Below are 23,031 nucleotides of genomic sequence, written 5' to 3' on the forward strand. Positions count from 1 at the left end.
GGTTTTTCATACAGCGGTTTTTTTATTAATAGCTTATAAACCAAGGTTCGCTTATCTAGTACTAGATAAACACTAAAGCTAAGCATATAGCACTCTCTCTTAATGATAATTTATAAAAAAAGGTCGCTGTGCGACCTTTTTTTATACTTTGCAATTAAAATGGTTATCTAAACAACACGTCTTCGCGGTTAAACCATTTAACACAAAATGCTAGTAGCGCCCCAGCTATCAGTGCCGTAGCCAAAAATATCAATCCCACCAGCGTGTAATCGACTGTGCCTTTAATAATTTCTTTAATCGCTAAGGCGACGTTAGTAACCGGAATAAAGGCTGTTTTAGTAGTAAGTTCCATATTAGGCATAACAGAAATAACAATTGGGAAAAACACCACTATACTTAACGGCGTCATGTAATTTTGTGCTTCTTTAAACGAACGTGCATAAATTGATATAGCCAATGCTAATGCAGAAAAAATGGCTGCAACTGGCAATAGTAATACAAAAATCATTAGCAAGTCTGTAATGCCTAAAGTGCTAAACGCAGCTTTAATAAACTCTAGATCAGCAAATGCCAGTGCTAAGGCTATCCACCCACCCATACTAATCACCGTAATAGTAGTTGATGCGATTGAAGTAGTGAGTAGAGTAATAAATTTACCCAATACGAGCTCGGTACGAGTAATTGGTGTAAGTAGTAAGGTTTCTAACGTGCCACGTTCTTTTTCACCAGCGCCTAAATCAATTGCTGGGTAACTTGCCCCCATTAGCACTAACGGGATAAGTAAATAAGGTAAAAGCCCACCCATCTTTTCACCTAAGTTTTCACGTTTGTCTGCAGTATCAACTTTAACCACATTAATTGGCTTTAAGATAGATTGTTGTGCGCTTTTATCAATACCAAAGCTTAATAGTTTGCTTTCTTGAAGTGTATCGCTGTACTCTTTAGCAAGCTCTTTTACACGCTCAAATAAGAAGTTAATTGATTTTGAATCATTAAATACAACTTGCCATTCACTTTGCTTTTTATCATCTAATGTTTGCACTGCATCGCTTGGTAAGTATATGCCCATGTCGATATCGCCAGCAGTTACGCCTGCTTTTAGCTCCTCAACACTATTGAAGGTTTTATCGCCTTTATATAACTCAAAGCTTTTATGATAAAACACTTTATCAGTAAATTCTGGGGCAAAGTCGCCATTGATAATCGCATAAGTATTCACTTTTTGCTCTGCATCAAGCGCGGCTTGCGAAGAAATAAACGCAACCACAGCAAATAACAACGGAAAAACCACAATCGGAAATACTACCACGAACAACAAGGTTTTTTTATCGCGTAGCAGCTCGGTTAATTCCTTTTTAAAAACTTCAAACATCTTGCTTCTCCGTTAATATGTTCATAAACGCTTGGTTTAATTCTTCGCTGTTACCCGCTTGTTTAAATTCAGCGAGGGTGCCATCAAAACAACTTACACCTTCATTAATAACCGCTACACGGTCACATAAAAGCGCAACTTCATCTAAATGGTGCGTAGAAAAAATAACAGGAGTGCCTTGTGCTTTTAAGCCTTTAATAAAGTTAATCACTGTTTGCGTGGTCATAATATCAAGCCCGGTAGTTGGCTCATCAAGAATAACCACGTCTGGGTGATGCACCACAGCACGCGCAATGTTGGCTTTTTGCTTCATACCGGTTGATAAGTTTTCAGCACGCTTATCAATAAATTTATGCATATCGAGTAAGGTAAATAATTCTTCACAGCGTGCCTTGATTGCCTGCTTGCTCATGCCATGTAGCTTTGCAAAATATTCGATATTTTCTTTTACCGTTAAACGGCCATATAAACCAGTAGAGCCAGACAAAAACCCGATAGATTTACGCCCAATGAGTGGCTTTTTAATTATGTCATTTCCAGCAATAGTAATACTGCCATCATCCGGTTTTAATGCGGTTGAAATCATTCTTAAGGTGGTGGTTTTACCCGCGCCATTAGGCCCTAACAACCCTAATACTTCGCCTTTTGCACAGCTAAAGCTGACATTTTTTACTGAATGAAAAAAGTCTTTATCTTCGCGTGGGTCTACTTCATCTATTTTATTTTTTTTATGATCTTTAGTGAGCTTAAACTTCTTCTTAAGCGCGGTGACTTCTATCATTTTCGTGTCCTTCGTTTCGGTCTAAAATAGTCCGTGTTGTCGTAAAATGATGAATTGTTATTCTCCTCACACCAACCAGGAACACCTAATAAGGGTAAGGGTGAAAGCTGTTTATTATCGGCTAAACAATCATCATTTTTAATCATCTCATAAAGTTGCTTATCTAGGTACTGATATTGCTTTACTAAATCTTTACAAAATATTTCATCGGGTACATTCACAAATAATGCTTTGCCTGTGAGCCCAATATAAGGTTTGGTCAACATTTCGTAATTAGCGTGGCCAAACATGAATGGCGCTATAGTTTTACCCCACTGCTCTCTATGCATTATAAATGCTGTTTTCCATTGGTGGTCTCTTAAGCATGCTTTCCAATTTGAATCACTAATAGCTAAAACTACGCCACACTCGTCAAACAGGGTTAATGCGTTACGATGTTTACTGCGTTGTTTTAAACCATGCACTGCTATTTCATCTACATGACGCTGATTGATTAGGGCTTTTGTTTTTGGAAATAAGCACCAAATAAAACCACCAAACAGATCATGCCAGTTTTGTTGGCGCGTGGGGACTTCCCCTGTTTCAAAAATTACTTGTTCATAATAGCGCTCAGCAAAGTCAACCTTGGCATCATCGACAAAACGAATGGGGAGATTATGTGCGTTTATGGCATTTAAGTACGGGGCAAAATACGCAGGTTCTGGCCAGTCTGTTTGTTGATGAATTTTAAACAGCTGACGTAAGTGAGCAAATGCCCCTGTGTTTAGGCTCGTTGCTTGGAATTGTTCTGGGGGAGTAAAACGCTTCATTGTTACCTTTACTGTACATTTTTATCCCTAACAGTTTACCGCAAAAACTGGTTCTAATTAACAGAAGTTCATATACTAGGGCCACTTAGAACAAAAAAAGAGCCAATATGAAACGTTATTTTTCTTTGACCTTAATCACAACCGCGATTCTAGCGGGTTGTGCAACAACAAGTATCACTTCTGACGATGTCGCGAAAGGCTATAACAGCATTCAAGCCGATGAAATTGCTAAGCATGTAAAAGTGTTAGCTTCTGATGAATTTGGTGGTCGTGCTCCTTCATCTGAAGGTGAAAAGCTTACGCTTGACTACTTAACAAAAGAATTTACTGTATTGGGCTTTGAACCGGGTAACGGTGATAGTTTTTTTCAAGAAGTCCCGCTTGTGTCATTAGAAGCAGACTCTGACATGGTGCTTAATATTGGCGGTAAAGACTACCAATACAAAAAAGACATGGTTATGGGTAGTAGCCGCATCAGTGCACAAGAAGGAATTGAAAATTCAGAGCTGGTATTTGTCGGCTACGGTGTTAACGCACCTGAATATAATTGGAATGATTACGAAGGCCTAGATGTTAAGGGCAAAACCGTCGTAATGCTGGTAAACGACCCTGGTTTTGCAACTAAAGATCCTGATTTATTTACCGGTGATGCCATGACCTACTATGGCCGTTGGACTTATAAATACGAAGAAGCAAGCCGTCAAGGTGCAGCGGGCGCTATTATCATTCATGAAACAGCACCGGCGTCTTACCCTTGGTCAGTGGTTGAGAACTCGTGGAGTGGCGAGCAGTTTGGTTTTGTAAAAGATAATAACAACATGGATCGTGTTGCTGTTGAAGGTTGGGTTACTGTTGATGTAGCAAAAGAGCTATTTACTAAAGCAGGCCTTGATTTTGATACTGCTAAAGCAGAAGCAGCTAAAGGCGCTTACCATGTAGATATGGGCGATTTAGCTGCCACTGTGAATGTAAAAAATACCATCAAAAAATCGGTATCTTATAACTTTATTGCCACTCTTCCTGGTAGTAAAACGCCAGACGAGCATATTATTTACTCTGCGCATTGGGATCATTTAGGAACGGATAAAAATCGTAAAGGCGATCAAATTTATAATGGTGCCCACGATAATGCGACAGGTACAGCCGGTATGTTCGAAGTGGCTGAAGCCTTTACTAAACTAGGTAAACGCCCTGACCGCTCAATGACCTTTTTAGCGGTAACCGCTGAAGAACAAGGTTTGCTTGGCTCAAAATATTACGCCGCTAACCCGGTTATTCCAGCAAATAAAACCGTTGCTAATATTAATATGGATAGCTTAAACCTATTAGGAAAAGTAAAAGATATTAGTGTGGTGGGTATTGGTAAATCGCAAATGGATGAAATACTAGCAACGGCTGCTAAAGAGCAAGGCAGAACAGTATCAGGCGATCCTAAGCCATCTTCAGGTGGTTACTACCGCTCTGATCACTTTGCCTTTGCCAATATGGGCGTACCTGCTATGTATGCTGGTGGTGGTTCAGAAGCGTTTGATGAAGAAACGGCTAATTATCGCAAGCGTATGAGTTTAGTATTGCGCGGTTGTTACCACCAGCCTTGTGATAGATATCGTGATGAGTGGGATTTATCAGGTGCGGTTCAAGATTTACAACTATTTTATAAAGTAGGCTTTGATATTTCACAGCAAAATCAATGGCCTACTTGGAATGAAAACTCGGAGTTTCAACGTAAATAAGCTTTTTCAAGCAACCACTTAAATGATATTGATTATCATTTAATAAAATAGTACAGTGCGATCTAGTTTATTTATTAGGTCGTACTTTATGCTTTTAACAAAACATTTAGGAGTTATTTCGCCAGCTGCAAAACGTGTTTTTCATCAAAATAAACGCCTAATTTTACCCCTGTTAATTTTAGTTTGTTTAGCCCTGCCCAGCTTACGCACTATAACAATCACTGCACTTAGTGATGCTTTTTTTCAAGTCAGTGTGTTTGTTGCTGCAACCCTATTTATTTACTACTACGCGATTGATTATTTACCCCAACTAGAGCTTCGTTATCTAAATGCTAAGTCTCCTGTGTTAGAGGTCAGCTTTGCTGCATTTTTAGGAATGCTGCCAGGCTGTGGTGGTGCAATCATTGTGGTTACCCAATTTACTAAGGGACAAGCCAGTTTTGGGGCTATTGTTGCGGTATTAACGGCTACAATGGGTGATGCCGCATTTTTATTATTAGCTACTCGCCCTACTGACGGCTTAACAATAATGGCAATAGGCTTAGTCGTTGGTACGCTAACAGGCTTACTGGTTAATAAACTGCATAAAACAGGTTATTTATGCCCTACCAATCAAAAGCAAACACAACCAGTGACTGTATTGCCAACCAGAATAATAAAGTTGAGCAAGCCTATTTGGTTAATTGCTATTATTCCAGGGTTACTGATTGCTTTTGTACTGGCGTTTAATATTGATTTAAGCCAATTTGGTAATCATGTAGTAAATGCGGTCAGTTTTTTTGGCGCAGTAATGGCATTGTTTGTGGTGTTTATGTGGGCGCTATCATCAAAAGGTGAAAGCTATAAGGAAGTAACCTCAGAAGATGATGTATGCAGTCCGCCTTCAAAAATAACAAAAGTACTGCAAGATACTCATTTTGTAACCGCGTGGGTGGTTGCCTCCTTTATATTGTTTGAACTACTGGTGAGCGTGTTTGGTCTTGATTTAAAAACATGGTTTTTAAATTATGCCTATTTAGCACCTTTAATTGCGGTATTAATTGGTTTTTTACCCGGTTGTGGGCCGCAAATCATTGTCACCACGTTATACATTCAAGGTGTGATACCGTTTAGTGCTTTAGCAGCGAACGCCATTTCCAACGATGGCGATGCGCTTTTCCCTGCCATTGCTATGGCACCCAAAGCGGCCATTATTGCCACACTATATACCGCAGTTCCGGCGTTATTAGTTGGATATGGACTGTATTTTTTCAGCTAAATCGATCTACCTTTTATTCATTACTTTTCAAGATATAAAAAAACCAGCTAATAAGCTGGTTTTTTATTAATGAAAAAAATTAGCGCATTGCCATCATCATTTTAGCTGGCTGCTCTAAGTATTCTTTCCATAAATTATTAAAGCGCGCTATCGTGCCGCCATCAATTACACGGTGATCACCTGACCAACTTACTTGCATAATTGCACGTGAAACTACATGCCCATGCTGATCAAAGCGTGGAAGGTGCTGTAATTTACCAAGTGCAACAATCGCGACTTCTGGCTTATTTATGATTGGCGTTGCAATAGTGCCGCCAATTGCACCAATGTTAGAAATGCTAATAGTACCGCCCTTTAAATCATCAGGTGCAACTCGCCCTTCGCGAGCAGAATCAGTAAGCTGAGTTAAACTGTTAGCAACCTCTACAATGCTTTTAGTTTGACAAGCTTTAATATTAGGCACTAATAAGCCCACTTTAGAATCTACCGCAACCCCAATATTATGATCGTCATAGTAAGTAATTTCGCTACAATCATCATTTACTTTTGAGTTAAGTACTGGAAATTGACTCATTGCCAACGATAACGCCTTAATAAAGAATGGCATCATAGTTAACTTAACGCCCTGAGCTTTATATTGCTCTTTTAGATCTGCTCGAAGTGCAATTAAATCAGTTAAGTCAATTTCATCACTGTAGGTAAAGTGTGGAATAGTTGAAACCGACGCCACCATTTGTTTTGCCATTGCCGCTTTAATGCCTTTAATCGCTTCTGTTCGCGTTCCACCTGTGCTCGTTACATGTTCAGTGCTGCTGATTTTTTTACTCTCAGAAGCTTGTGGTTTATTAAGCTCAGAAGTATCCATACCAGATGGCACTTCATTTTTTATAAACGCTTCAATATCTTGTTTATAAATACGACCATTTTTACCACTGCCTGGTACGCAAGTTAAATCTACATCAAGCTCTCGCGCTTTACGTCTAACCGCAGGTGAGGCAACTGCTTTTTCGTTAACAATCGCAGTTTGTGGTTGTGTTTGTTTAGCCGGTGAATCGGTAGTTGCATTGCTTTGTGCTTTTACGACCGCTTGATTAACATCAACATCTTCTTTTGCGGCTTGACCTGCTATGGTCATTTGAAACAACGGGCTATGTACTTTGGCAATTTCACCTTTTTGATAATATAGCTTTTGTACAGTACCGGTATATTTAGCCGGTATCTGTACCAACGCTTTATCAGTCATTACATCACAAACAGCTTGATCTTCTTCAATCTCATCGCCTTCTGCTACTAACCACTCTACAATTTCACACTCAACAATACCTTCACCAATATCGGGTAAGATAAAATCTTCTAAGTGTTCACGAGTAGATGTTGGTGCAGATGATGTTTCAGTCTTTTCGCTGGGTGCTTCCCCGGCAACATCCATTGCAAATAACGGCGCATGCACTTTAGCAATATCGCCTTTTTTGCAATGCAGCTTAGTGATCACTCCATCGTGTACCGCAGGAATTTGTACTAAGGCTTTGTCTGTCATCACATCACAAATAGGCTGATCTTCTTTTACTGTATCGCCTTCTTGTACCAGCCATTCGACTACTTCGCATTCAACAATGCCTTCACCAATGTCAGGTAATATAAAATCTTTAGCCATGGAAACCTCTAAAAGTTCACTGATTGTTTAATTGCGGCCATTACTTTCAATGCATCTGGAACATATTCTTTTTCAAGCGCCAGCGGATATGGTGTATCTAAACCACAGACACGTAAAATAGGCGACTCTAAATGTAAGAAACACTCTTGAGCGATAGTTGCCGCAATTTCAGCGCCAAAACCATTGGTAATAGGTGCTTCATGACTAACAATAAGACGGCCTGTTTTTGTCACTGACTTAGCAATCGTTTCAACATCCCATGGTAGAATACTGCGAAGGTCAATTACCTCACAGCTTATACCTTGTTCGCTGGCTTGTTTAGCAGCTGCTTCTACAATTTCCATTTGTGCCCCCCACGCCAATAAAGTAACGTCAGTGCCCTCTTGAACTACCTCAGCTTTGCCTAGTTCAATGCTGTAATCTTCTTCTGGCACTTCACCCGTAGATGCACGATATAAACGTTTTGGCTCAAAAAATAGCACAGGGTTATCGTCTTTAATACATGCGCGAAGTAAGCCTTTAGCTTGATAAGGATTACGCGGCACGACAATTTTTAACCCTGGCGTATGAGCAAAATATGCTTCTGGCGATTGCGAGTGATACAAACCACCAGCAATACCGCCGCCGTAAGGTGTTCGTATTGTTAGATTACCTACGTTAAATTCATTACCGCTACGGTAGCGAAACTTAGCAGATTCATTCACAATTTGATCAAACGCAGGAAAGATGTAATCAGCAAATTGAATCTCAGCAAGCGCTGGTGCACCAAATGCGGCCAATCCGTTAGCAAAACCTAAAATGCCTTGCTCTGTAAGCGGCGTGTTAAATACTCGGTGCTTACCGTATTTTTCTTGTAAGCCTGATGTTGCTCTAAAAACACCGCCAAAATAACCCACGTCTTCACCAAAAATACACGCTTGAGGGTGCTCATTCATAGTGATATCTAAAGCAGAATTAATTGCATGTAGCATGTTCATTTTAGCCATTACTTAATTCTCCCTGCTGTTGTTGGGTAGGCATCAGGATGGGCTTTTATATGTGTTTTAAGCTCATCATATTGGCGTTGTAAAGATGGAATTGGTGTATCGTACACATCAGAAATCAGCTCTTCTAAGGCTGGTTTATCAATTACTTCAGCGCGTTTAAGTGCCGCCAAAATATCATCACGAATTGTTTCTTTCGCTTTTATATCTTCTGCGTCATCTAACCAGTTTTGTTTTACTAGCCATTTTCTAAAGCGCTCTATTGGGCACGCCTTATAGTTTGCTTCTTCATCTTTTGAACGGTAGCCACTAGGATCATCTGACGTTGAGTGCGCGCCTAAACGATAAGCTATCGATTCAATAAGTACAGGTTCACCTTGGGTTGCTGCAATTTCTCGGGCTTTTTTAGTTGCTGCATAAACAGCGAGTGCATCGCTGCCATCAACACGTATGGTTTTAATACCATACCCTACGCCACGCGATGCAATACCATCACCTTTAAATTGTTCATCAGCTGGGGTAGAAATAGCATAACCATTGTTACGTGCAAAAAAGATAACCGGTGCCTTGTGCACTGCAGCCATGTTAAGACCTGCGTGAAAATCACCTTCTGAAGCAGCACCTTCACCAAAATAACAAATGGTGACTTTATCAATAGTACTTGCTAGTTCACCTGTTTTAGCATCGATATGTTTTACTTTTTGACCGTATGCATAACCGGTGGCCTGTGGGATTTGAGTTCCTAATGGCGATGAAATTGTCATGTAGTTAAGTGCTTTAGAACCGTAATGGATCGGCATTTGACGGCCTTTACCAAGATCTAGTTCGTTAGAAAACATCTGATTCATAAATTGGTCAAGCGTAAAACCACGGTAGTGCAACGCCGCTTGCTCACGGTATTGCGCCATAATCATATCATCTTGATCAAGGGCTGCCGCAGAGGCTGTTACCGCCGCTTCTTCACCTAAACACTGCATGTAAAAGCTAACACGGCCTTGGCGTTGAGCACCCTGCATACGTTCATCCAATAAACGAATAAAACGCATGGTTTCGTATAATTTAATAGCGGTTTGTTTAGAAATGTCAGGTGCAGGGGCACTAGGATGAATGTCGCCGTCCTCAGTTAAAATACTAAGGGTTGGAATATTAAGCGCGTGACCGTCGATAAACTCAAGCTCATGGTTAATATTCAGCGATACGTTATTGGGATTACTCATAACCTACCTTCTCTTGTTGTCGGTATCACAGTGCCCCTTTAAATTGTTATTATGGGTGATTGTTGCTGAATAAACTTTGCAACATCTGCACTGTATTTAATTAAAGCTGCCAACACTTTACGTTAACGTAAAGTGTTATTCAACAAAACTGTGACCAAACAAAAGTAAATATTGAGCAAAAAACTGGCAAGTTAACTATACATATAATTAACCACTTATTAATCAGTTGGTTAAACTTTCATAACAAGTGGTCTGATGTGTTGAATTAGCTAAAACGACTATCCACCTGCATAGGCACAACCGTTAATAGTGCACGTTGTCCAATAGCAACTTGTGCGTTAGGAAAAATAATCGCTTCCCCTTCTACGTCCGCATAAATTGCATTATCACCATCAGTTGCTAAAAGCTCACCCTTTGCAAAGCCTGTAAAGTTCTCGGCATCATCAGAAAACGGGAAGCTAAAGTTTTGCTCTGTGCGGTTAATTGTGCGATGAACAGAAAACAACTCAAAGTCACTTGCATTAAATTTAGGGTATTCCACTTCTTTTTGACTAATTAATGCAGTTAATGTTTGCTTAGTTTTTGCAAAGCGCGACATGTCGTTTTCACCAAAGGGTTTTACTTGCCCAAGCTCAACGGTAAACGAATCAGCCCCATGCACAAACGATGAATAGTAGCTAAACGTGGTAGCGGGTGATTTCATCATTAATACCGTATTAACTCCGCAACTCAATAAAAACTGCAGTTGCGACTTTTTCCAAGGCTTGCCATGTAAAAATGGGTAAACAGCAAACTTCTCATTTTTAGAACCACGAATAGCGGTATGTAAATCATAATGACAGCGATACGTGTCCTGCTCTGAGCGTGCATAAAAATCGCTAACGTACTGTTCAAGTTTTGCAGCACGAATACGTTCGTCGTTCATCGCGATGCCATCAACAGTGTGGTGCCCATTAAATAAGCGGTTTAAGTTCTCTTCTACAAAGCGTTTACCAATATTAATTGACTGAGGGTTACCAAAAATAAATAAAACCCGTTGTTGTAATTCAAGTTTTCCACTAATAATGTGTTTAATCAGTTCATCGCAAATTTCTATAGGGGCTGTCTCATTGCCATGAATTGCACTTGAAAGCACCACATTCTTTGACGTTATACAATCAGGCTCAAATTCAATTACACCGGTATCATGCACGGTTACTTGCGTATTATTATTAAGAGTAAATTGGCCTGCATCCAAATGCCATTCATGGTTTCGAGAAAGCGTTAAAAAATCACCATCATGTTTTAATTGATTAATATATTCTGAAGTGGCTGACATCACTATAAAGCCCTTTTTGTTTTATAAATTGTAGATACAAAAACGGCTGAATAAATCAGCCGTTTTTAATTTTAATTGCAGATTAGCTAATTACTGAATCAACCAGTTTTTTAGCTTCTTTTTCTAATAAGGCTAAATGCTCTTCGCCTTTAAATGATTCTAGATATATTTTATATATATCTTCAGTACCTGACGGACGCGCTGCAAACCAGCCACTTTCAGTTACTACTTTTAATCCACCAATTGCTGCATTATTACCTGGCGCATGAGTAAGCTTTTGCATAATTGGCTCACCGGCTAAGGTATCGGCTTTAACATCGTCAGCACTGAGCGCTTTTAAACGTGATTTTTGCTCAGGCGTCGCTGGCGCATCTAAACGTTTATAAATTGGTGCACCAAATTCTTGCTCTAGTTCTTTATATAACGTAGACGGTGTTTTACCTGTAACTGCAAGAATTTCAGCAGCAAGTAGCCCCATGATAAAGCCATCTTTGTCTGTACACCATACGGTGCCATCAAAACGTAAGAAGGCTGCCCCAGCGCTTTCTTCACCACCAAAAGCCAACTTGCCTTTATTTAACCCCTCAACAAACCATTTAAAACCAACAGGTACTTCTTTTACTTTACGCTTATTACGCTCAGTGACTTTATCAATCATTGAGCTAGAAACGAGGGTTTTACCAATTTCAACGCTGGCATCCCAGTCACGATGCGTTAGTAAGTAATCAATGGCTACTGCTAAAAAGTGATTTGGATTCATTAATCCATCAGGTGTTACTATGCCATGACGGTCATAATCTGGGTCATTGCCTATCGATAGATCAAAATCATCTTTAAGGGCAATTAAATTCGCCATTGAATAAGGTGATGAGCAATCCATACGAATTTTGCCATCTTTATCAAGTGGCATAAATGCAAAACGCGGATCAACACTGTCATTTACAACGGTTAAATCTAGATTGTATTTTTTCGCAATCACTGGCCAAAAGTTGATGCCTGAACCACCTAATGGATCAATACCTACTTTAATACCAGCATCACTAATCGCTTTTAAGTTAACAATGTTTTCAAGATCATTAATGTACGGTGTCATTAAATCTTCATAGCGGATAAAACCAGAACGCGACGCTTTAGCAAATGGAAACAGTTCTACTTCAACTAAGTCTTCCATTAAAAGCTGATTGGCTCTATCTTCAATCCATTTTGTTACATCTGTATCTGCAGGGCCGCCATTAGGTGGGTTATATTTGAACCCGCCATCTTCAGGAGGATTATGAGACGGAGTAACAACAATACCATCGGCTAATTCATTTGGGTGATTTTTATTATAACTAACAATAGCGTGGCTAATTACCGGCGTTGGTGTGAAGTCGCCATTTTCTTGGGTGATCACTTGCACTTCGTTAGCAACCAGCACTTCTATCGCTGAGTTAAAGGCGGCTTCGCTTAATGCGTGGGTGTCTTTACCCAAAAATAATGGGCCAAATATATCGTTTTGCTTTCTGTAATCACAAATAGCTTGGGTGATTGATAATATGTGGGATTCATTAAATTTCACATCATATGCACAACCACGATGCCCTGAGGTGCCAAAGGCAACACAATGCTCAGGGTTTTGCTCTAGATCAGGCTCATTTAAATAATACGCAGACACTAACTTTGGTACATTCACTAAAACCGATTGTGGTGCAGTTTTCCCTGCGCCGGAATGAATTGCCATGGTATTTCCTTAAAGATAATCACGAATTTTTTCAGCTTGCTCATTGCTATAGCCCAAGCTAAGTGCAACTTCATGCAGCATCATTTTTTTACGTGTAGTATTTGAATTAGTCATCACCCAATATTCACTATCGGTGATGTTTTTAGGGTTCATACTACTACCGCTATTCACTAAGTCTTCTTTACTGGTCGCAAAATAAACACGATCGCGGCCTTTGATATCAAGCACTGCTGAAAAGTCAGTTTTGTGCGTTCGGTAAAATGCACTTAATATAAATAAGAAACGACCAACAACACCTTTTTGCATTGCCAGCTCTTCTTTATTTAAAATATTAAATACGTTCGCATTCTTTTTATTTACCGGCGGTTTCGCCACAGAGGCTGGCTGTTCAACGGCAGCAACTTGTTGTTCTTCAGATGGATTAGACACACTAACAGTTTCATTTTTATGATCAGTGTCTGATTTTGTAGTGTGAATTTTTTCGCCGCTGAGATTTAATAAACGACGTAAAATAGTCGATGCACTTTCACCAATACTCTGGGTATTGCTAGCAATGTACTGATATAACTCGTCGTCTATGTCGATTTGTTTCATGTTCTTCCTGTCATTACGGGTCACATTTTTCTTTCGATATGATTATACCCAATCCAGTTAGAAATGCGAGTTACAACCCACGCTACCCTAAACATATAATTAATAATGACCAAATAATCAGAGAGCTAGGTATTTTGCATCCAGCGTTTAAATAATATCTGTATTTTTTGCTTTTTTAGTTAATGCTCGGCAAACTATGCGCAAAATTATGGGAGACGTTTATGCAATTAAATTACAAACAAATTGGTCAAGGTCCTGATGTTGTTTTGATCCATGGACTGTTTGGCTCATTAGAAAACCTTAATGTGATTGCAAAACCATTAAGTGAACACTTTTGCGTAACCAATGTCGATTTACGTAACCACGGCCTTTCCCCACACAGTGGTGAAATGGATTACCTAGCCATGGCCAATGACATTGTGGAATTAATGGCGAAATTGAAAATACAAAAAGCCCACCTTGTAGGGCATTCCATGGGCGGTAAAGTGGCTATGCAAGTTGCATTAACCCATAGCGAATTGGTCGATAAATTAGTGGTACTTGATATCGCCCCAGTTAGCTACCCGGCTCGTCATACCCAAATCATTGAGGCATTAAATGCAGTAAAAAATGCCGATATTGGTGATAGAAAGCAAGCTGATTTAGTAATGCAACCGTATATAGAAGAGTTAGGTGTACGTCAATTTTTACTAAAGAGTTTATATAAAAATGATGCAGGGAAATTTGTTTGGCGATTCAATTTATCAGTACTTGATAATAAATATTCAACAATTACCGACAACATTAATGCAAATAATTCTTGTTTATGCGAAACTCTGTTTATTAAAGGTAATGACTCTGACTACATATTAGCTGAGCATCGTGAAGCAATTAATGCGCTGTTTAAAAATGTAAGTGCAAAAATCATTCATGGTGCGGGTCATTGGTTGCACGCCCAAAAACCACAGGCTGTAAACAAAGCAATCAATGATTTTTTAATGGCAATTTAAAGTTATTTTTGTGGCGTGTTTTTGATTTATCACACTAAATAATTAAAGATTTATGTGCTATAGTACGCGCCGTTTAATTTAAAGGTTATACGTCGATGGTCAGTCAGTTTATTAACGAATTTGATACCTTAGGGTTGTATTTTGGCTTAGCAGGTATTTTTATTTTTATCGGCTTGGCAATTAAAGATGTACTGAAAAGCGGCAATGTGCCTAAATTTGGTCGTTATATTGTGTGGCTGGTACTTTTTTTAGGTTGCTCTGGCTTTATTGCCAAAGGACTTATTCAGGTATTTTGGCAAGGTGCGGGTGTAGGTTAAGCATGGCCAAGTCAGAAACAGATAGAACAACGCTTGATTTATTTGAATACGAGAAACGTCCAGGTAGACCGAAAACCAATCCCCTTCCACGGGATATGCAGTTAAAGGTCAATAAACGTAATCAAATAAAAAGAGATAAAGCACGTGGTTTAAAGCGTGTTGAATTTAAAGTTTCGTCACAGTTGTATCAGGCTTTGAGTGATATGGCAGATGCACAAAATATTAGCCGTAGTGCGTTGATCGAAACAATTTTACAAGAAAGATTGGCTATTGATAGATAAAAGGTTTAAATCCATGGCAAGTGTAGGCATTTTTTTCGGAAGTGACACAGGTAACACAGAACACGTAGCAAAAATGATCCAAAAAGAATTGGGTAAAAAGCTCGTTGCTGTGCATGACATTGCAAAAAGCTCTAAAGAAGAGATTGCTGAATTTGATCTGATCTTATTCGGTATTCCAACTTGGTACTATGGCGAAGCGCAGTGTGATTGGGATGACTTTTTTCCTGAGCTTGAAGAAGTAAGCTTTGAAGGCAAGCTAGTGGCTATTTTTGGCTGTGGCGATCAAGAAGACTATGCAGAATACTTCTTAGATGCAATGGGTATGATCAACGATATCGTAACAGAGCGTGGAGCTATTGTTGTTGGACATTGGCCAACAGACAGCTATGATTTTGAAGCATCAAAAGGCATGGCTGATGACAAGCATTTTGTAGGCTTAGGTATTGATGAAGACCGTCAGCCTGAACTAACCGAGCAACGCGTTAAACAATGGTGTGCTCAAGTATATGATGAAATGTGCTTAAGTGAGTTAGCAGATTAATCCCCCCTTATTATGCTAACTGTTTAAAATATTATCAAACAGTTAGCATTTTCCGCGTTAATATTGATATAGATCAATTGTTCTTTGCACTTCCTGCTAAGGCACGTTATCCTAACTATTATTGTGACGAGTACATCTTGCAAGATGTCTAGTATAACTAAATAAAATTGAGACAGATTTAATGACTGATCATAACTTGGAACTTAAAAAAGCCGGGCTAAAGGTAACTTTACCGCGTATTAAAATTTTAGAGATTCTTCAATCTCCAGATAACCAACACATAAGCGCTGAAGATGTTTACAAGGTTTTATTAGATCTAGGCGAAGAAATTGGTCTTGCGACTGTTTACCGTGTTTTAAACCAATTTGATGATGCAGGTATTGTTAGCCGTCATCATTTTGAAGGTGGCAAGTCTGTATTTGAACTTTCGGGCAGTACTCACCATGACCACTTAGTGTGTTTAAAGTGTGGCAAGGTTGTTGAGTTTGAAGATGACTTGATTGAACGTCGTCAACTTGAGATTGCTGAAGAAAACGGTATTAAGCTAACTAACCACTCTCTTTACCTATACGGTGAGTGTGAAGATAAAGATGCATGTAAGGCGTTTGCACAAAACAACAGTTAATTTTTATGCAATTAATAAAAAAACCTGCTAAAAGCAGGTTTTTTTGTGTCTAAAATAGAACAGAATTACTTCTGATCTATTTTAGCCCACGAGTCGCGAAGACCCACAGTTTGGTTAAATACCACATTCTCTGATTTAGTATCACGTGAGAAATAACCAGTACGCTCAAACTGAAAACCTTGCGCAGGCTGTGAATTTGCCAGTGAAGGTTCTAGTTTTGCATTATTAATAACAACTAACGACTCTGGGTTTAATGTGCTTTCAAAATCTTCTGATGCTGCAGGGTTAGGCACACTAAACAGACGGTCATATAAACGCACTTCTGCTGTTACCGACTCTGGTGCAGATACCCAATGGATCACCCCTTTTACTTTACGCCCATCGCTTGGGTTTTTACCCAATGTTTCAGGATCGTAAGTACAGTAAATAGTGGTAATTTCACCGTTATCGTCTTTTTCAACACGCTCGGCTTTAATTACATAAGCGCCACGTAAACGTACTTCTTTATCAAGTACTAAACGTTTAAATTTATTGTTTGCTTCTTCGCGGAAATCTTCACGTTCAATAAAAATTTCACGGGTAAAAGGCACATCACGACGACCCATTTCTTCTTTATTTGGGTGATTAGCAACTGACAATGTTTCAACAGTGTCGGCTTGATAATTCTCAATCACGATTTTAACCGGATCAAGTACAGCCATCGCACGCGGTGCATTTTCGTTTAAATCATCACGGATACACGCTTCAAGCATACCCATTTCAACCATATTTTCTTGTTTAGTAATACCAATACGTAAACAAAACTCACGAATTGAAGCCGGTGTATAACCTCGACGACGAAGACCCGCAATCGTTGGCATACGCGGGTCATCCCACCCTTCTACCTTGTTATTTACCACTAAGTCATTAAGCTTACGCTTTGACATAATTGTGTATTCAAGGTTTAACCGTGAAAATTCAATTTGCTGTGGATGGCATTCAAGGCTGATATTATCAAGAACCCAGTCGTAAAGACGACGGTTATCTTGGAATTCTAAGGTACATAATGAATGTGTTATACCTTCTAGCGCATCAGAAATACAATGCGTGAAGTCGTACATTGGGTAAATGCACCACTTATCCGCAGTTTGGTGATGATGTGCAAAACGAACACGGTAAATAATTGGATCGCGTAGCACCATAAATGAGCTTGCCATATCAATTTTTGCGCGCAGTACACATTCGCCCTCTTTGAATTCACCATTGCGCATCTTTTCAAATAATGCGAGGTTTTCTTCAACCGAAGTATCGCGATAAGGGCTATTCTTACCTGGCTCTTTTAATGTGCCACGGTATTCACGCGCTTGATCGGCAGTTAAAAAACACACATACGCTAAACCTTTTTCAATTAACTCAACTGCATAGCCGTAAAGCACATCAAAATAGTTTGACGAATATTTAATCTCACCATCCCAATTAAACCCTAACCACTGTACGTCTTCTTTAATTGAATTAACGTAGTTAATATCTTCTTTTTCTGGGTTTGTATCGTCAAAACGAAGGTTACATAAACCGTTATAGTCTTTGGCGATACCAAAATTTAGGCAAATTGATTTTGCATGGCCAATATGTAAAAAGCCATTTGGTTCTGGTGGAAAACGGGTATGCGTTGTGGCATATTTTCCACTTGCTAAATCTTCATCAATTCGGGTTCTAATAAAGTTACTTGGGCGATTCTCGATTTCCGCCATAGGAGTATAAACCTCTGTATATTGCGTGATAACAAAACTAATGCATTATTACAAAAACCAAGCGTAACATACAGTAATAGATACGGGTTTATGCTGGTAATTAACAAAGTTTGTTTAATAAGGGATAGTTTATGAACAAAATTTGTTTTAGCGCAATATTTAAGTCATCAAAGCATTCTATAGTATAAAAATAAACCCAACTTACAGGAACGAAAGATGGCTTCATTAAATCAACACCGTGTTTATATCCCAAGCAATGCTAGAGCAAACCATTATTTATTAGCTGAAATCACGCCAAACGATGAGTTTTATAAGAGCTTTAGTAATATTAATGCGTGTTATCAGCGTATTGCTCGCCAACTATTTGCCGCTTGTGATGAATATGAACTTCACAATGTGCATTTACTCGCCAATGATAAACTGCCGGTCGTGCGATTTCATGATGAGTCTTATCAACTTGAAACCGATAAGCAAATGTTGTTTTTCTATAACCCTCGTTACCATGAAGCACATAAACTTCATTACACCGAAGATCAGCAAAGCAAAAAGATTCGCTTACTGTTTTTAGCCACTGGGGATGATATTCGAGCTCACTCCGCCCAATTTCATAATAATGTACAAAAAGTTTTAGATCTTCTACAACAGCAATTATTTGTAGAGCAACCGAGCTTTAAATTGCGTGATCATCAGCATTTGACCTATGACTTATTCGCTAAAGAAAAAGGCAATAAAGAAAGTTACGGTTATAAATTAAGAAGTTTATATCCTCGTTATCAATCAAGACAATGCGAGATACCAAGCACACACGCAGAGATGACCTATGTCACCTTCTCGGTACCGGTAACACGTAATATTAAAACGCAGTTTCAGAGCGAGGTTAACAGCCAAACTTATCAGCCGTTCTACTCTCACTTTTCAAAACTATTTACCCAATTATGTGAAGACAATAAACTCACCCATGCTGCAATGGTTGCCAATGGCGCAATGCCAATAATTCGCAACAGCCAAGTTGATAGAAATGAAGGAAATGAAGAGCTACAAAAAATTAGTTTTGATATAGAAGGTTCAGCACCACAAATAAAAGTATTCTTTGAAGCCGATAAATTAGTCGAAACACTGAATTTTGTCATTGTGGCAGCTGAGCATAATAAACATGAAATTGGCTATGGTCGCTTTATGAACCAAGTAGAAAAAACTATTCATGGATTATGCGATGAGTTAGCAATTAATAAGCAACGCCAAGACTTATCAGTACGCTTTTTTCAGCATATAAGTTACCCATATTAATTAAACTGAACTGTGGTTAATTAGGTATCTGAACTCTAGATAACAAAAAGGCTCGCAATTGCGAGCCTTTTTTAAAGAATAAACGCTGATTACCAGCCTGTTTTTTCTTTAAGTGCTTTACCGATATCAGCAAGTGAACGTACAGTTTTTACGCCCGCAGCTTCTAATGCAGCAAATTTCTCATCAGCAGTACCTTTACCACCAGCGATGATTGCGCCAGCGTGACCCATACGCTTACCTTCTGGTGCAGTAACACCAGCAATGTAAGAAACAACAGGTTTAGTAACGTTAGCTTTGATGTACTCTGCAGCTTCTTCTTCTGCAGTACCACCAATTTCACCAATCATTACGATTGCTTCAGTTTGTGGATCTTTTTCGAACAATTCTAGAACGTCGATAAAGTTAGTACCTGGAATTGGATCACCACCAATACCAACACAAGAAGACTGACCAAAACCAGCATCTGTAGTTTGCTTAACTGCTTCGTACGTTAAAGTACCAGAGCGAGAAACAATACCTACTTTACCAGGCTTGTGGATGTGACCAGGCATGATACCAATCTTAGTCTCACCAGGAGTGATAACACCTGGACAGTTTGGACCAATCATACGAGTACCTGTTTGATCTAGTTTAACTTTAACGTCAACCATATCAAGTGTAGGAATACCTTCAGTGATACAAACAATCAGCTCGATACCTGCATCGATAGCTTCTAAGATTGCATCTTTACAGAAAGGTGCTGGTACGTAAATCACAGATGCAGTTGCACCTGTTGCTTCTACAGCGTCACGTACTGTGTTAAATACTGGAAGACCAAGGTGCGTTTGACCGCCTTTACCTGGGCTTACACCACCAACCATTTGTGTACCGTACTCAAGCGCTTGCTCTGAGTGGAAAGTACCTTGACCACCAGTGAAACCTTGACAGATAACTTTTGTATCTTTATTGATTAATACAGACATTATTTGCCCTCCGCAGCAGCAACAACTTTTTCAGCCGCGTCTGTTAATGATTCAGCAGCGATGATGTTAAGATCAGACTTAGCAAGTACTTCACGGCCTAATTCAGCATTAGTACCTTCTAAACGTACAACTACTGGAACTGTTACACCTACTTCTTTAACTGCGCCAATGATGCCTTCAGCAATCATGTCACAACGAACGATTCCGCCGAAGATGTTAACTAAAACAGCTTTAACGTTGTCATCTGAAAGGATGATTTTGAATGCTTCAGAAACACGTTCTTTAGTCGCGCCGCCACCAACATCTAGGAAGTTAGCTGGCTTGCCACCGTGTAGGTTTACGATGTCCATAGTACCCATTGCTAGGCCTGCACCGTTAACCATACAACCTACGTTACCATCTAGGGCTACGTAGTTAAGCTCGAAGCTTGCTGCGTGAGCTTCACGTGCATCTTCTTGAGATGGATCGTGCATTTCACGGATTTTAGGTTGACGGTAAAGTGCATTACCATCGATACCAATTTTACCGTCTAGACAGTGAAGGTTACCTTCATCTGTGATTACTAGTGGGTTGATTTCAAGTAATGCGAAATCGAAATCGTTGAACATGTTGCCAAGACCCATAAAGATCTTAACGAACTGTTTCATTTGTGTTGGGTTAAGACCCAATTTAAAACCAAGCTCACGAGCTTGGTAAGCTTGAGGACCTACTAAAGGATCAATCTCAGCTTTGTGGATAAGTTCTGGTGTTTCTTCAGCAACAGTTTCAATTTCAACGCCGCCTTCAGTAGACGCCATGAACACAACTTTACGAGAAGCACGGTCAACAACAGCACCTAGGTACAGTTCGTTTGCGATATCTGTACAGCTTTCTACTAAAATTTTAGCAACTGGCTGGCCTTTCTCGTCTGTTTGGTAAGTAACTAGGTTTTTACCTAACCAGTTAGCTGCAAACGCTTTAACTTCGTCGATAGTTTTAACTAGCTTTACACCGCCAGCTTTACCACGTCCACCTGCGTGAACCTGAGTTTTAACAACCCACATATCGCCGCCAATTTTTTCAGCAGCTGCTGCAGCTTCTTCAGGTGTATCGCAAGCGAAACCTTGAGAAACTGGTAAACCATATTCGGCAAAAAGTTGTTTTGCCTGATACTCATGCAAATTCATGATGCTTTATCCAATTTTTTATATTAAAAGAGCTGAATATTTATGCAAATAAACAACTATCCCAAATTGCGTGCCTAGTATAGATCTCATGGCGCTACATGAAAACCCCAGTATGACCTTAGGCGCAAAAAAAAAGCTGTGATTTTAACTCACAGCTTATATTTCATACTACTTAATTAAACATCTAGCAGTAAACGTGTTGGATCTTCAAGTAACTCTTTAATTGTTACTAAGAAACCAACTGATTCTTTACCATCGATTTGGCGATGATCGTAAGATAACGCTAAATACATCATAGGTAAGATTTCAACTTTACCATTAACAGCCATTGGACGATCTTGGATTTTGTGCATACCTAAGATTGAAGACTGCGGTAAGTTAATGATTGGTGTTGATAGTAATGAGCCGAATACACCACCGTTAGTAATAGTGAAATTACCGCCAGTCATATCATCAAGTGTTAGCTTGCCATCACGACCTTTAAGGGCTAGTTCACGAATACCTTTTTCGATTTCTGCAACTGATAATTTGTCACAATCTTTAAGTACTGGCGTTACTAAGCCACGTGGCGTAGAAACAGCAATACTGATGTCGAAATAGTTGTGATAAACAATATCATCGCCATCAATTGATGCATTTACATCTGGGAAACGCTTTAACGCTTCAGTTACCGCTTTCACATAGAAAGACATGAAGCCTAAACGGATACCGTGACGCTTTTCAAATACTTCTTGGTACTGCTTACGAAGGTCCATAATTGGCTTCATATTAACTTCGTTAAACGTGGTTAACATTGCAGTTGAGTTTTTCGCTTCAAGAAGACGATTAGCAATCGTTTTACGTAAACGTGTCATAGGCACACGTTTTTGAGTACGGTCACCCATTGGTGCTGCTGGTGCTGCTTCTGCTTTTGCTGCTGGAGCAGGTGCTTTTAAGAATTGATCAACATCTTCTTTAGTCACACGGCCATTTTTACCTGAGCCTTTGATTTTTGAAGCATCAAGGCCTTTCTCAGCAATTAAACGACGAACTGATGGCGTTAGCACATCTGAACTATCGCTTGAGCTTTCTTCTTTGGCTGCTGGTGCATCCGCTTTAGCTTCAGATTTAGCTGGTGCAGCGCCTGCTTTTACCTTACCAATTACTTGCTCACCAAGAACGGTATCGCCTTCGTCATGGATTATTTCACCCATAACGCCGTCTTCTTGGGCAACAACTTCAAGTACAACTTTATCTGTTTCGATATCTACCAAGTTTTGGTCACGTGTTACCGCGTCACCTGGTTGAACATGCCAAGTAGCAATTGTTGCATCTGCAACTGATTCTGGAAGTACAGGTACTTTAATATCCACTTCTTTACCTTCTGATGCTGGTGCTGATTGCGCCGCAGGCGCGTCTTCTGATTTATCTGATGCTGAGTCATCTTCTTTTGACTCTTTAGTTGCCGGTGCTTCATCTGCATCGCCAATTAAACCGATCACTTGGTCGCCAAGTACCGTAGCACCTTCTTCTTGTGAAATTTCAGTGATTACACCATCGTTTTGTGCAACCACCTCTAAAACCACTTTGTCTGTTTCAATATCTACTAAGTTTTGGTCACGGCTTACTTTGTCGCCAACACTTACATGCCATGTAGCAACGGAAGCATCTGCAACCGACTCAGGAAGAACAGGAACTTTAATCTCTGTGCTCAT

21 protein-coding genes are annotated in these 23,031 nt (G+C 39.5%); 8 read left to right on the top strand and 13 right to left on the bottom strand.

Features of this window, described 5'->3' with window-relative positions; all coding sequences use genetic code 11:
• Positions 1-163: 163 nt before the first annotated feature.
• The 3 genes from FLM47_RS08145 to FLM47_RS08155 are packed head-to-tail and all read right to left on the bottom strand — an operon-like array spanning position 164 to position 2,962.
• Positions 164-1,372: an ABC transporter permease gene (locus tag FLM47_RS08145; RefSeq protein ID WP_178956124.1), complete on the bottom strand. Its 1,209-nt coding sequence runs from the start codon at positions 1,370-1,372 to the stop codon at positions 164-166.
• Positions 1,365-2,153 carry an ABC transporter ATP-binding protein gene (locus FLM47_RS08150; protein ID WP_075169185.1) on the bottom strand — a complete coding sequence of 263 codons (789 nt, stop codon included), beginning with the start codon at positions 2,151-2,153 and terminating at the stop codon, positions 1,365-1,367. The genes FLM47_RS08145 and FLM47_RS08150 overlap by 8 nt, the downstream gene beginning before the upstream one ends.
• Positions 2,150-2,962, bottom strand: coding sequence for a DUF3025 domain-containing protein (locus FLM47_RS08155; RefSeq protein ID WP_178956125.1), 813 nt, complete (start codon positions 2,960-2,962; stop codon positions 2,150-2,152). Before FLM47_RS08155 ends, FLM47_RS08150 begins: the two co-directional genes overlap by 4 nt.
• Before the next feature lie 107 nt (positions 2,963-3,069).
• On the opposite strand from FLM47_RS08155, the gene FLM47_RS08160 reads away from it, so the two are divergent.
• Entirely contained in the window at positions 3,070-4,695 is a 1,626-nt protein-coding gene (locus tag FLM47_RS08160) for a M28 family metallopeptidase (protein ID WP_178956126.1), read from the top strand.
• Positions 4,696-4,783: 88 nt separating this feature from the next.
• A complete protein-coding gene (locus tag FLM47_RS08165; RefSeq protein WP_178956127.1) occupies positions 4,784-5,953 on the top strand; it encodes a putative manganese transporter in 1,170 nt (389 codons plus the stop codon).
• A 79-nt stretch (positions 5,954-6,032) separates the two neighbouring features.
• On the opposite strand, the gene FLM47_RS08170 is transcribed toward FLM47_RS08165, so the two are convergent.
• The 6 genes from FLM47_RS08170 to seqA all read right to left on the bottom strand — a co-directional run bounded on the left by FLM47_RS08170 (position 6,033) and on the right by seqA (position 13,439).
• Positions 6,033-7,607: a dihydrolipoyllysine-residue acetyltransferase gene (locus FLM47_RS08170; RefSeq protein ID WP_178956128.1), complete on the bottom strand. Its 1,575-nt coding sequence runs from the start codon at positions 7,605-7,607 to the stop codon at positions 6,033-6,035.
• A gap of 8 nt (positions 7,608-7,615) precedes the next feature.
• On the bottom strand, positions 7,616-8,593 hold the full coding sequence (locus FLM47_RS08175; RefSeq protein WP_010390106.1) for an alpha-ketoacid dehydrogenase subunit beta: 978 nt from the start codon (positions 8,591-8,593) through the stop codon (positions 7,616-7,618).
• Positions 8,593-9,807 (bottom strand): thiamine pyrophosphate-dependent dehydrogenase E1 component subunit alpha, encoded by a 1,215-nt coding sequence (locus FLM47_RS08180; protein WP_178956129.1) that lies wholly within the window; start codon positions 9,805-9,807, stop codon positions 8,593-8,595. The genes FLM47_RS08175 and FLM47_RS08180 overlap by 1 nt, the downstream gene beginning before the upstream one ends.
• A 265-nt stretch (positions 9,808-10,072) precedes the next feature.
• Positions 10,073-11,125: a succinylglutamate desuccinylase gene (gene astE / locus FLM47_RS08185; protein WP_075169178.1), complete on the bottom strand. Its 1,053-nt coding sequence runs from the start codon at positions 11,123-11,125 to the stop codon at positions 10,073-10,075.
• An 82-nt stretch (positions 11,126-11,207) separates the two neighbouring features.
• Entirely contained in the window at positions 11,208-12,845 is a 1,638-nt protein-coding gene (gene pgm / locus FLM47_RS08190) for a phosphoglucomutase (alpha-D-glucose-1,6-bisphosphate-dependent) (protein WP_109874605.1), read from the bottom strand.
• Between the two features lie 9 nt (positions 12,846-12,854).
• A complete protein-coding gene (gene seqA / locus FLM47_RS08195) occupies positions 12,855-13,439 on the bottom strand; it encodes a replication initiation negative regulator SeqA (RefSeq protein ID WP_010390110.1) in 585 nt (194 codons plus the stop codon).
• Positions 13,440-13,660: 221 nt separating this feature from the next.
• Between seqA and FLM47_RS08200 the strand changes: the two genes are divergently transcribed.
• From FLM47_RS08200 to fur, 5 genes are all read left to right on the top strand, one after another.
• On the top strand, positions 13,661-14,428 hold the full coding sequence (locus FLM47_RS08200; protein ID WP_178956130.1) for an alpha/beta fold hydrolase: 768 nt from the start codon (positions 13,661-13,663) through the stop codon (positions 14,426-14,428).
• Between the two features lie 95 nt (positions 14,429-14,523).
• Complete coding sequence (locus tag FLM47_RS08205; protein WP_008113777.1) at positions 14,524-14,745, top strand: DUF2788 domain-containing protein; 222 nt, start codon at positions 14,524-14,526, stop codon at positions 14,743-14,745.
• Positions 14,746-14,747: 2 nt separating this feature from the next.
• A complete protein-coding gene (gene ybfE / locus FLM47_RS08210) occupies positions 14,748-15,026 on the top strand; it encodes a LexA regulated protein (protein ID WP_008113775.1) in 279 nt (92 codons plus the stop codon).
• Between the two features lie 13 nt (positions 15,027-15,039).
• On the top strand, positions 15,040-15,567 hold the full coding sequence (gene fldA / locus FLM47_RS08215; protein ID WP_008113772.1) for a flavodoxin FldA: 528 nt from the start codon (positions 15,040-15,042) through the stop codon (positions 15,565-15,567).
• A 181-nt stretch (positions 15,568-15,748) separates the two neighbouring features.
• Positions 15,749-16,192 (top strand): ferric iron uptake transcriptional regulator, encoded by a 444-nt coding sequence (gene fur, locus FLM47_RS08220; RefSeq protein ID WP_010390113.1) that lies wholly within the window; start codon positions 15,749-15,751, stop codon positions 16,190-16,192.
• 65 nt (positions 16,193-16,257) lie between these two features.
• Here the strand turns inward: fur and glnS are convergent, their stop codons facing one another.
• Entirely contained in the window at positions 16,258-17,922 is a 1,665-nt protein-coding gene (gene glnS / locus FLM47_RS08225; RefSeq protein WP_178956131.1) for a glutamine--tRNA ligase, read from the bottom strand.
• 216 nt (positions 17,923-18,138) lie between these two features.
• Here glnS and FLM47_RS08230 point away from each other — a divergent pair, with 216 nt between their 5' ends.
• Positions 18,139-19,209, top strand: a complete 1,071-nt coding sequence (locus tag FLM47_RS08230) for a DUF3083 family protein (RefSeq protein WP_178956132.1) — start codon at positions 18,139-18,141, stop codon at positions 19,207-19,209.
• 89 nt (positions 19,210-19,298) lie between these two features.
• Here FLM47_RS08230 and sucD read toward each other — a convergent pair whose 3' ends face one another.
• From sucD to odhB, 3 genes are all read right to left on the bottom strand, one after another.
• Positions 19,299-20,171, bottom strand: coding sequence for a succinate--CoA ligase subunit alpha (sucD, locus tag FLM47_RS08235; protein ID WP_010390118.1), 873 nt, complete (start codon positions 20,169-20,171; stop codon positions 19,299-19,301).
• Positions 20,171-21,337, bottom strand: a complete 1,167-nt coding sequence (sucC, locus tag FLM47_RS08240) for an ADP-forming succinate--CoA ligase subunit beta (RefSeq protein WP_008464053.1) — start codon at positions 21,335-21,337, stop codon at positions 20,171-20,173. The genes sucD and sucC overlap by 1 nt, the downstream gene beginning before the upstream one ends.
• Positions 21,338-21,513: 176 nt before the next feature.
• The gene (odhB, locus tag FLM47_RS08245) at positions 21,514-23,031 is read right to left on the bottom strand and encodes a 2-oxoglutarate dehydrogenase complex dihydrolipoyllysine-residue succinyltransferase (protein ID WP_008112094.1); all 1,518 of its coding nucleotides are present in this window, start codon (positions 23,029-23,031) and stop codon (positions 21,514-21,516) included.

Source organism: Pseudoalteromonas sp. Scap06 (genome assembly GCF_013394165.1).
Taxonomy (GTDB): domain Bacteria; phylum Pseudomonadota; class Gammaproteobacteria; order Enterobacterales; family Alteromonadaceae; genus Pseudoalteromonas.

What these genes read in the sequence shown, in the direction of transcription:
- FLM47_RS08145 (WP_178956124.1), bottom strand. Translation starts at nt 1,372, where the DNA reads ATGTTTGAAGTTTTTAAAAAGGAATTAACCGAGCTGCTACGCGATAAA.
- FLM47_RS08150 (WP_075169185.1), bottom strand. Translation starts at nt 2,153, where the DNA reads ATGATAGAAGTCACCGCGCTTAAGAAGAAGTTTAAGCTCACTAAAGAT.
- FLM47_RS08155 (WP_178956125.1), bottom strand. Translation starts at nt 2,962, where the DNA reads ATGAAGCGTTTTACTCCCCCAGAACAATTCCAAGCAACGAGCCTAAAC.
- FLM47_RS08160 (WP_178956126.1), top strand. Translation starts at nt 3,070, where the DNA reads ATGAAACGTTATTTTTCTTTGACCTTAATCACAACCGCGATTCTAGCG.
- FLM47_RS08165 (WP_178956127.1), top strand. Translation starts at nt 4,784, where the DNA reads ATGCTTTTAACAAAACATTTAGGAGTTATTTCGCCAGCTGCAAAACGT.
- FLM47_RS08170 (WP_178956128.1), bottom strand. Translation starts at nt 7,607, where the DNA reads ATGGCTAAAGATTTTATATTACCTGACATTGGTGAAGGCATTGTTGAA.
- FLM47_RS08175 (WP_010390106.1), bottom strand. Translation starts at nt 8,593, where the DNA reads ATGGCTAAAATGAACATGCTACATGCAATTAATTCTGCTTTAGATATC.
- FLM47_RS08180 (WP_178956129.1), bottom strand. Translation starts at nt 9,807, where the DNA reads ATGAGTAATCCCAATAACGTATCGCTGAATATTAACCATGAGCTTGAG.
- astE (WP_075169178.1), bottom strand. Translation starts at nt 11,125, where the DNA reads ATGTCAGCCACTTCAGAATATATTAATCAATTAAAACATGATGGTGAT.
- pgm (WP_109874605.1), bottom strand. Translation starts at nt 12,845, where the DNA reads ATGGCAATTCATTCCGGCGCAGGGAAAACTGCACCACAATCGGTTTTA.
- seqA (WP_010390110.1), bottom strand. Translation starts at nt 13,439, where the DNA reads ATGAAACAAATCGACATAGACGACGAGTTATATCAGTACATTGCTAGC.
- FLM47_RS08200 (WP_178956130.1), top strand. Translation starts at nt 13,661, where the DNA reads ATGCAATTAAATTACAAACAAATTGGTCAAGGTCCTGATGTTGTTTTG.
- FLM47_RS08205 (WP_008113777.1), top strand. Translation starts at nt 14,524, where the DNA reads ATGGTCAGTCAGTTTATTAACGAATTTGATACCTTAGGGTTGTATTTT.
- ybfE (WP_008113775.1), top strand. Translation starts at nt 14,748, where the DNA reads ATGGCCAAGTCAGAAACAGATAGAACAACGCTTGATTTATTTGAATAC.
- fldA (WP_008113772.1), top strand. Translation starts at nt 15,040, where the DNA reads ATGGCAAGTGTAGGCATTTTTTTCGGAAGTGACACAGGTAACACAGAA.
- fur (WP_010390113.1), top strand. Translation starts at nt 15,749, where the DNA reads ATGACTGATCATAACTTGGAACTTAAAAAAGCCGGGCTAAAGGTAACT.
- glnS (WP_178956131.1), bottom strand. Translation starts at nt 17,922, where the DNA reads ATGGCGGAAATCGAGAATCGCCCAAGTAACTTTATTAGAACCCGAATT.
- FLM47_RS08230 (WP_178956132.1), top strand. Translation starts at nt 18,139, where the DNA reads ATGGCTTCATTAAATCAACACCGTGTTTATATCCCAAGCAATGCTAGA.
- sucD (WP_010390118.1), bottom strand. Translation starts at nt 20,171, where the DNA reads ATGTCTGTATTAATCAATAAAGATACAAAAGTTATCTGTCAAGGTTTC.
- sucC (WP_008464053.1), bottom strand. Translation starts at nt 21,337, where the DNA reads ATGAATTTGCATGAGTATCAGGCAAAACAACTTTTTGCCGAATATGGT.
- odhB (WP_008112094.1), bottom strand. Translation starts at nt 23,031, where the DNA reads ATGAGCACAGAGATTAAAGTTCCTGTTCTTCCTGAGTCGGTTGCAGAT.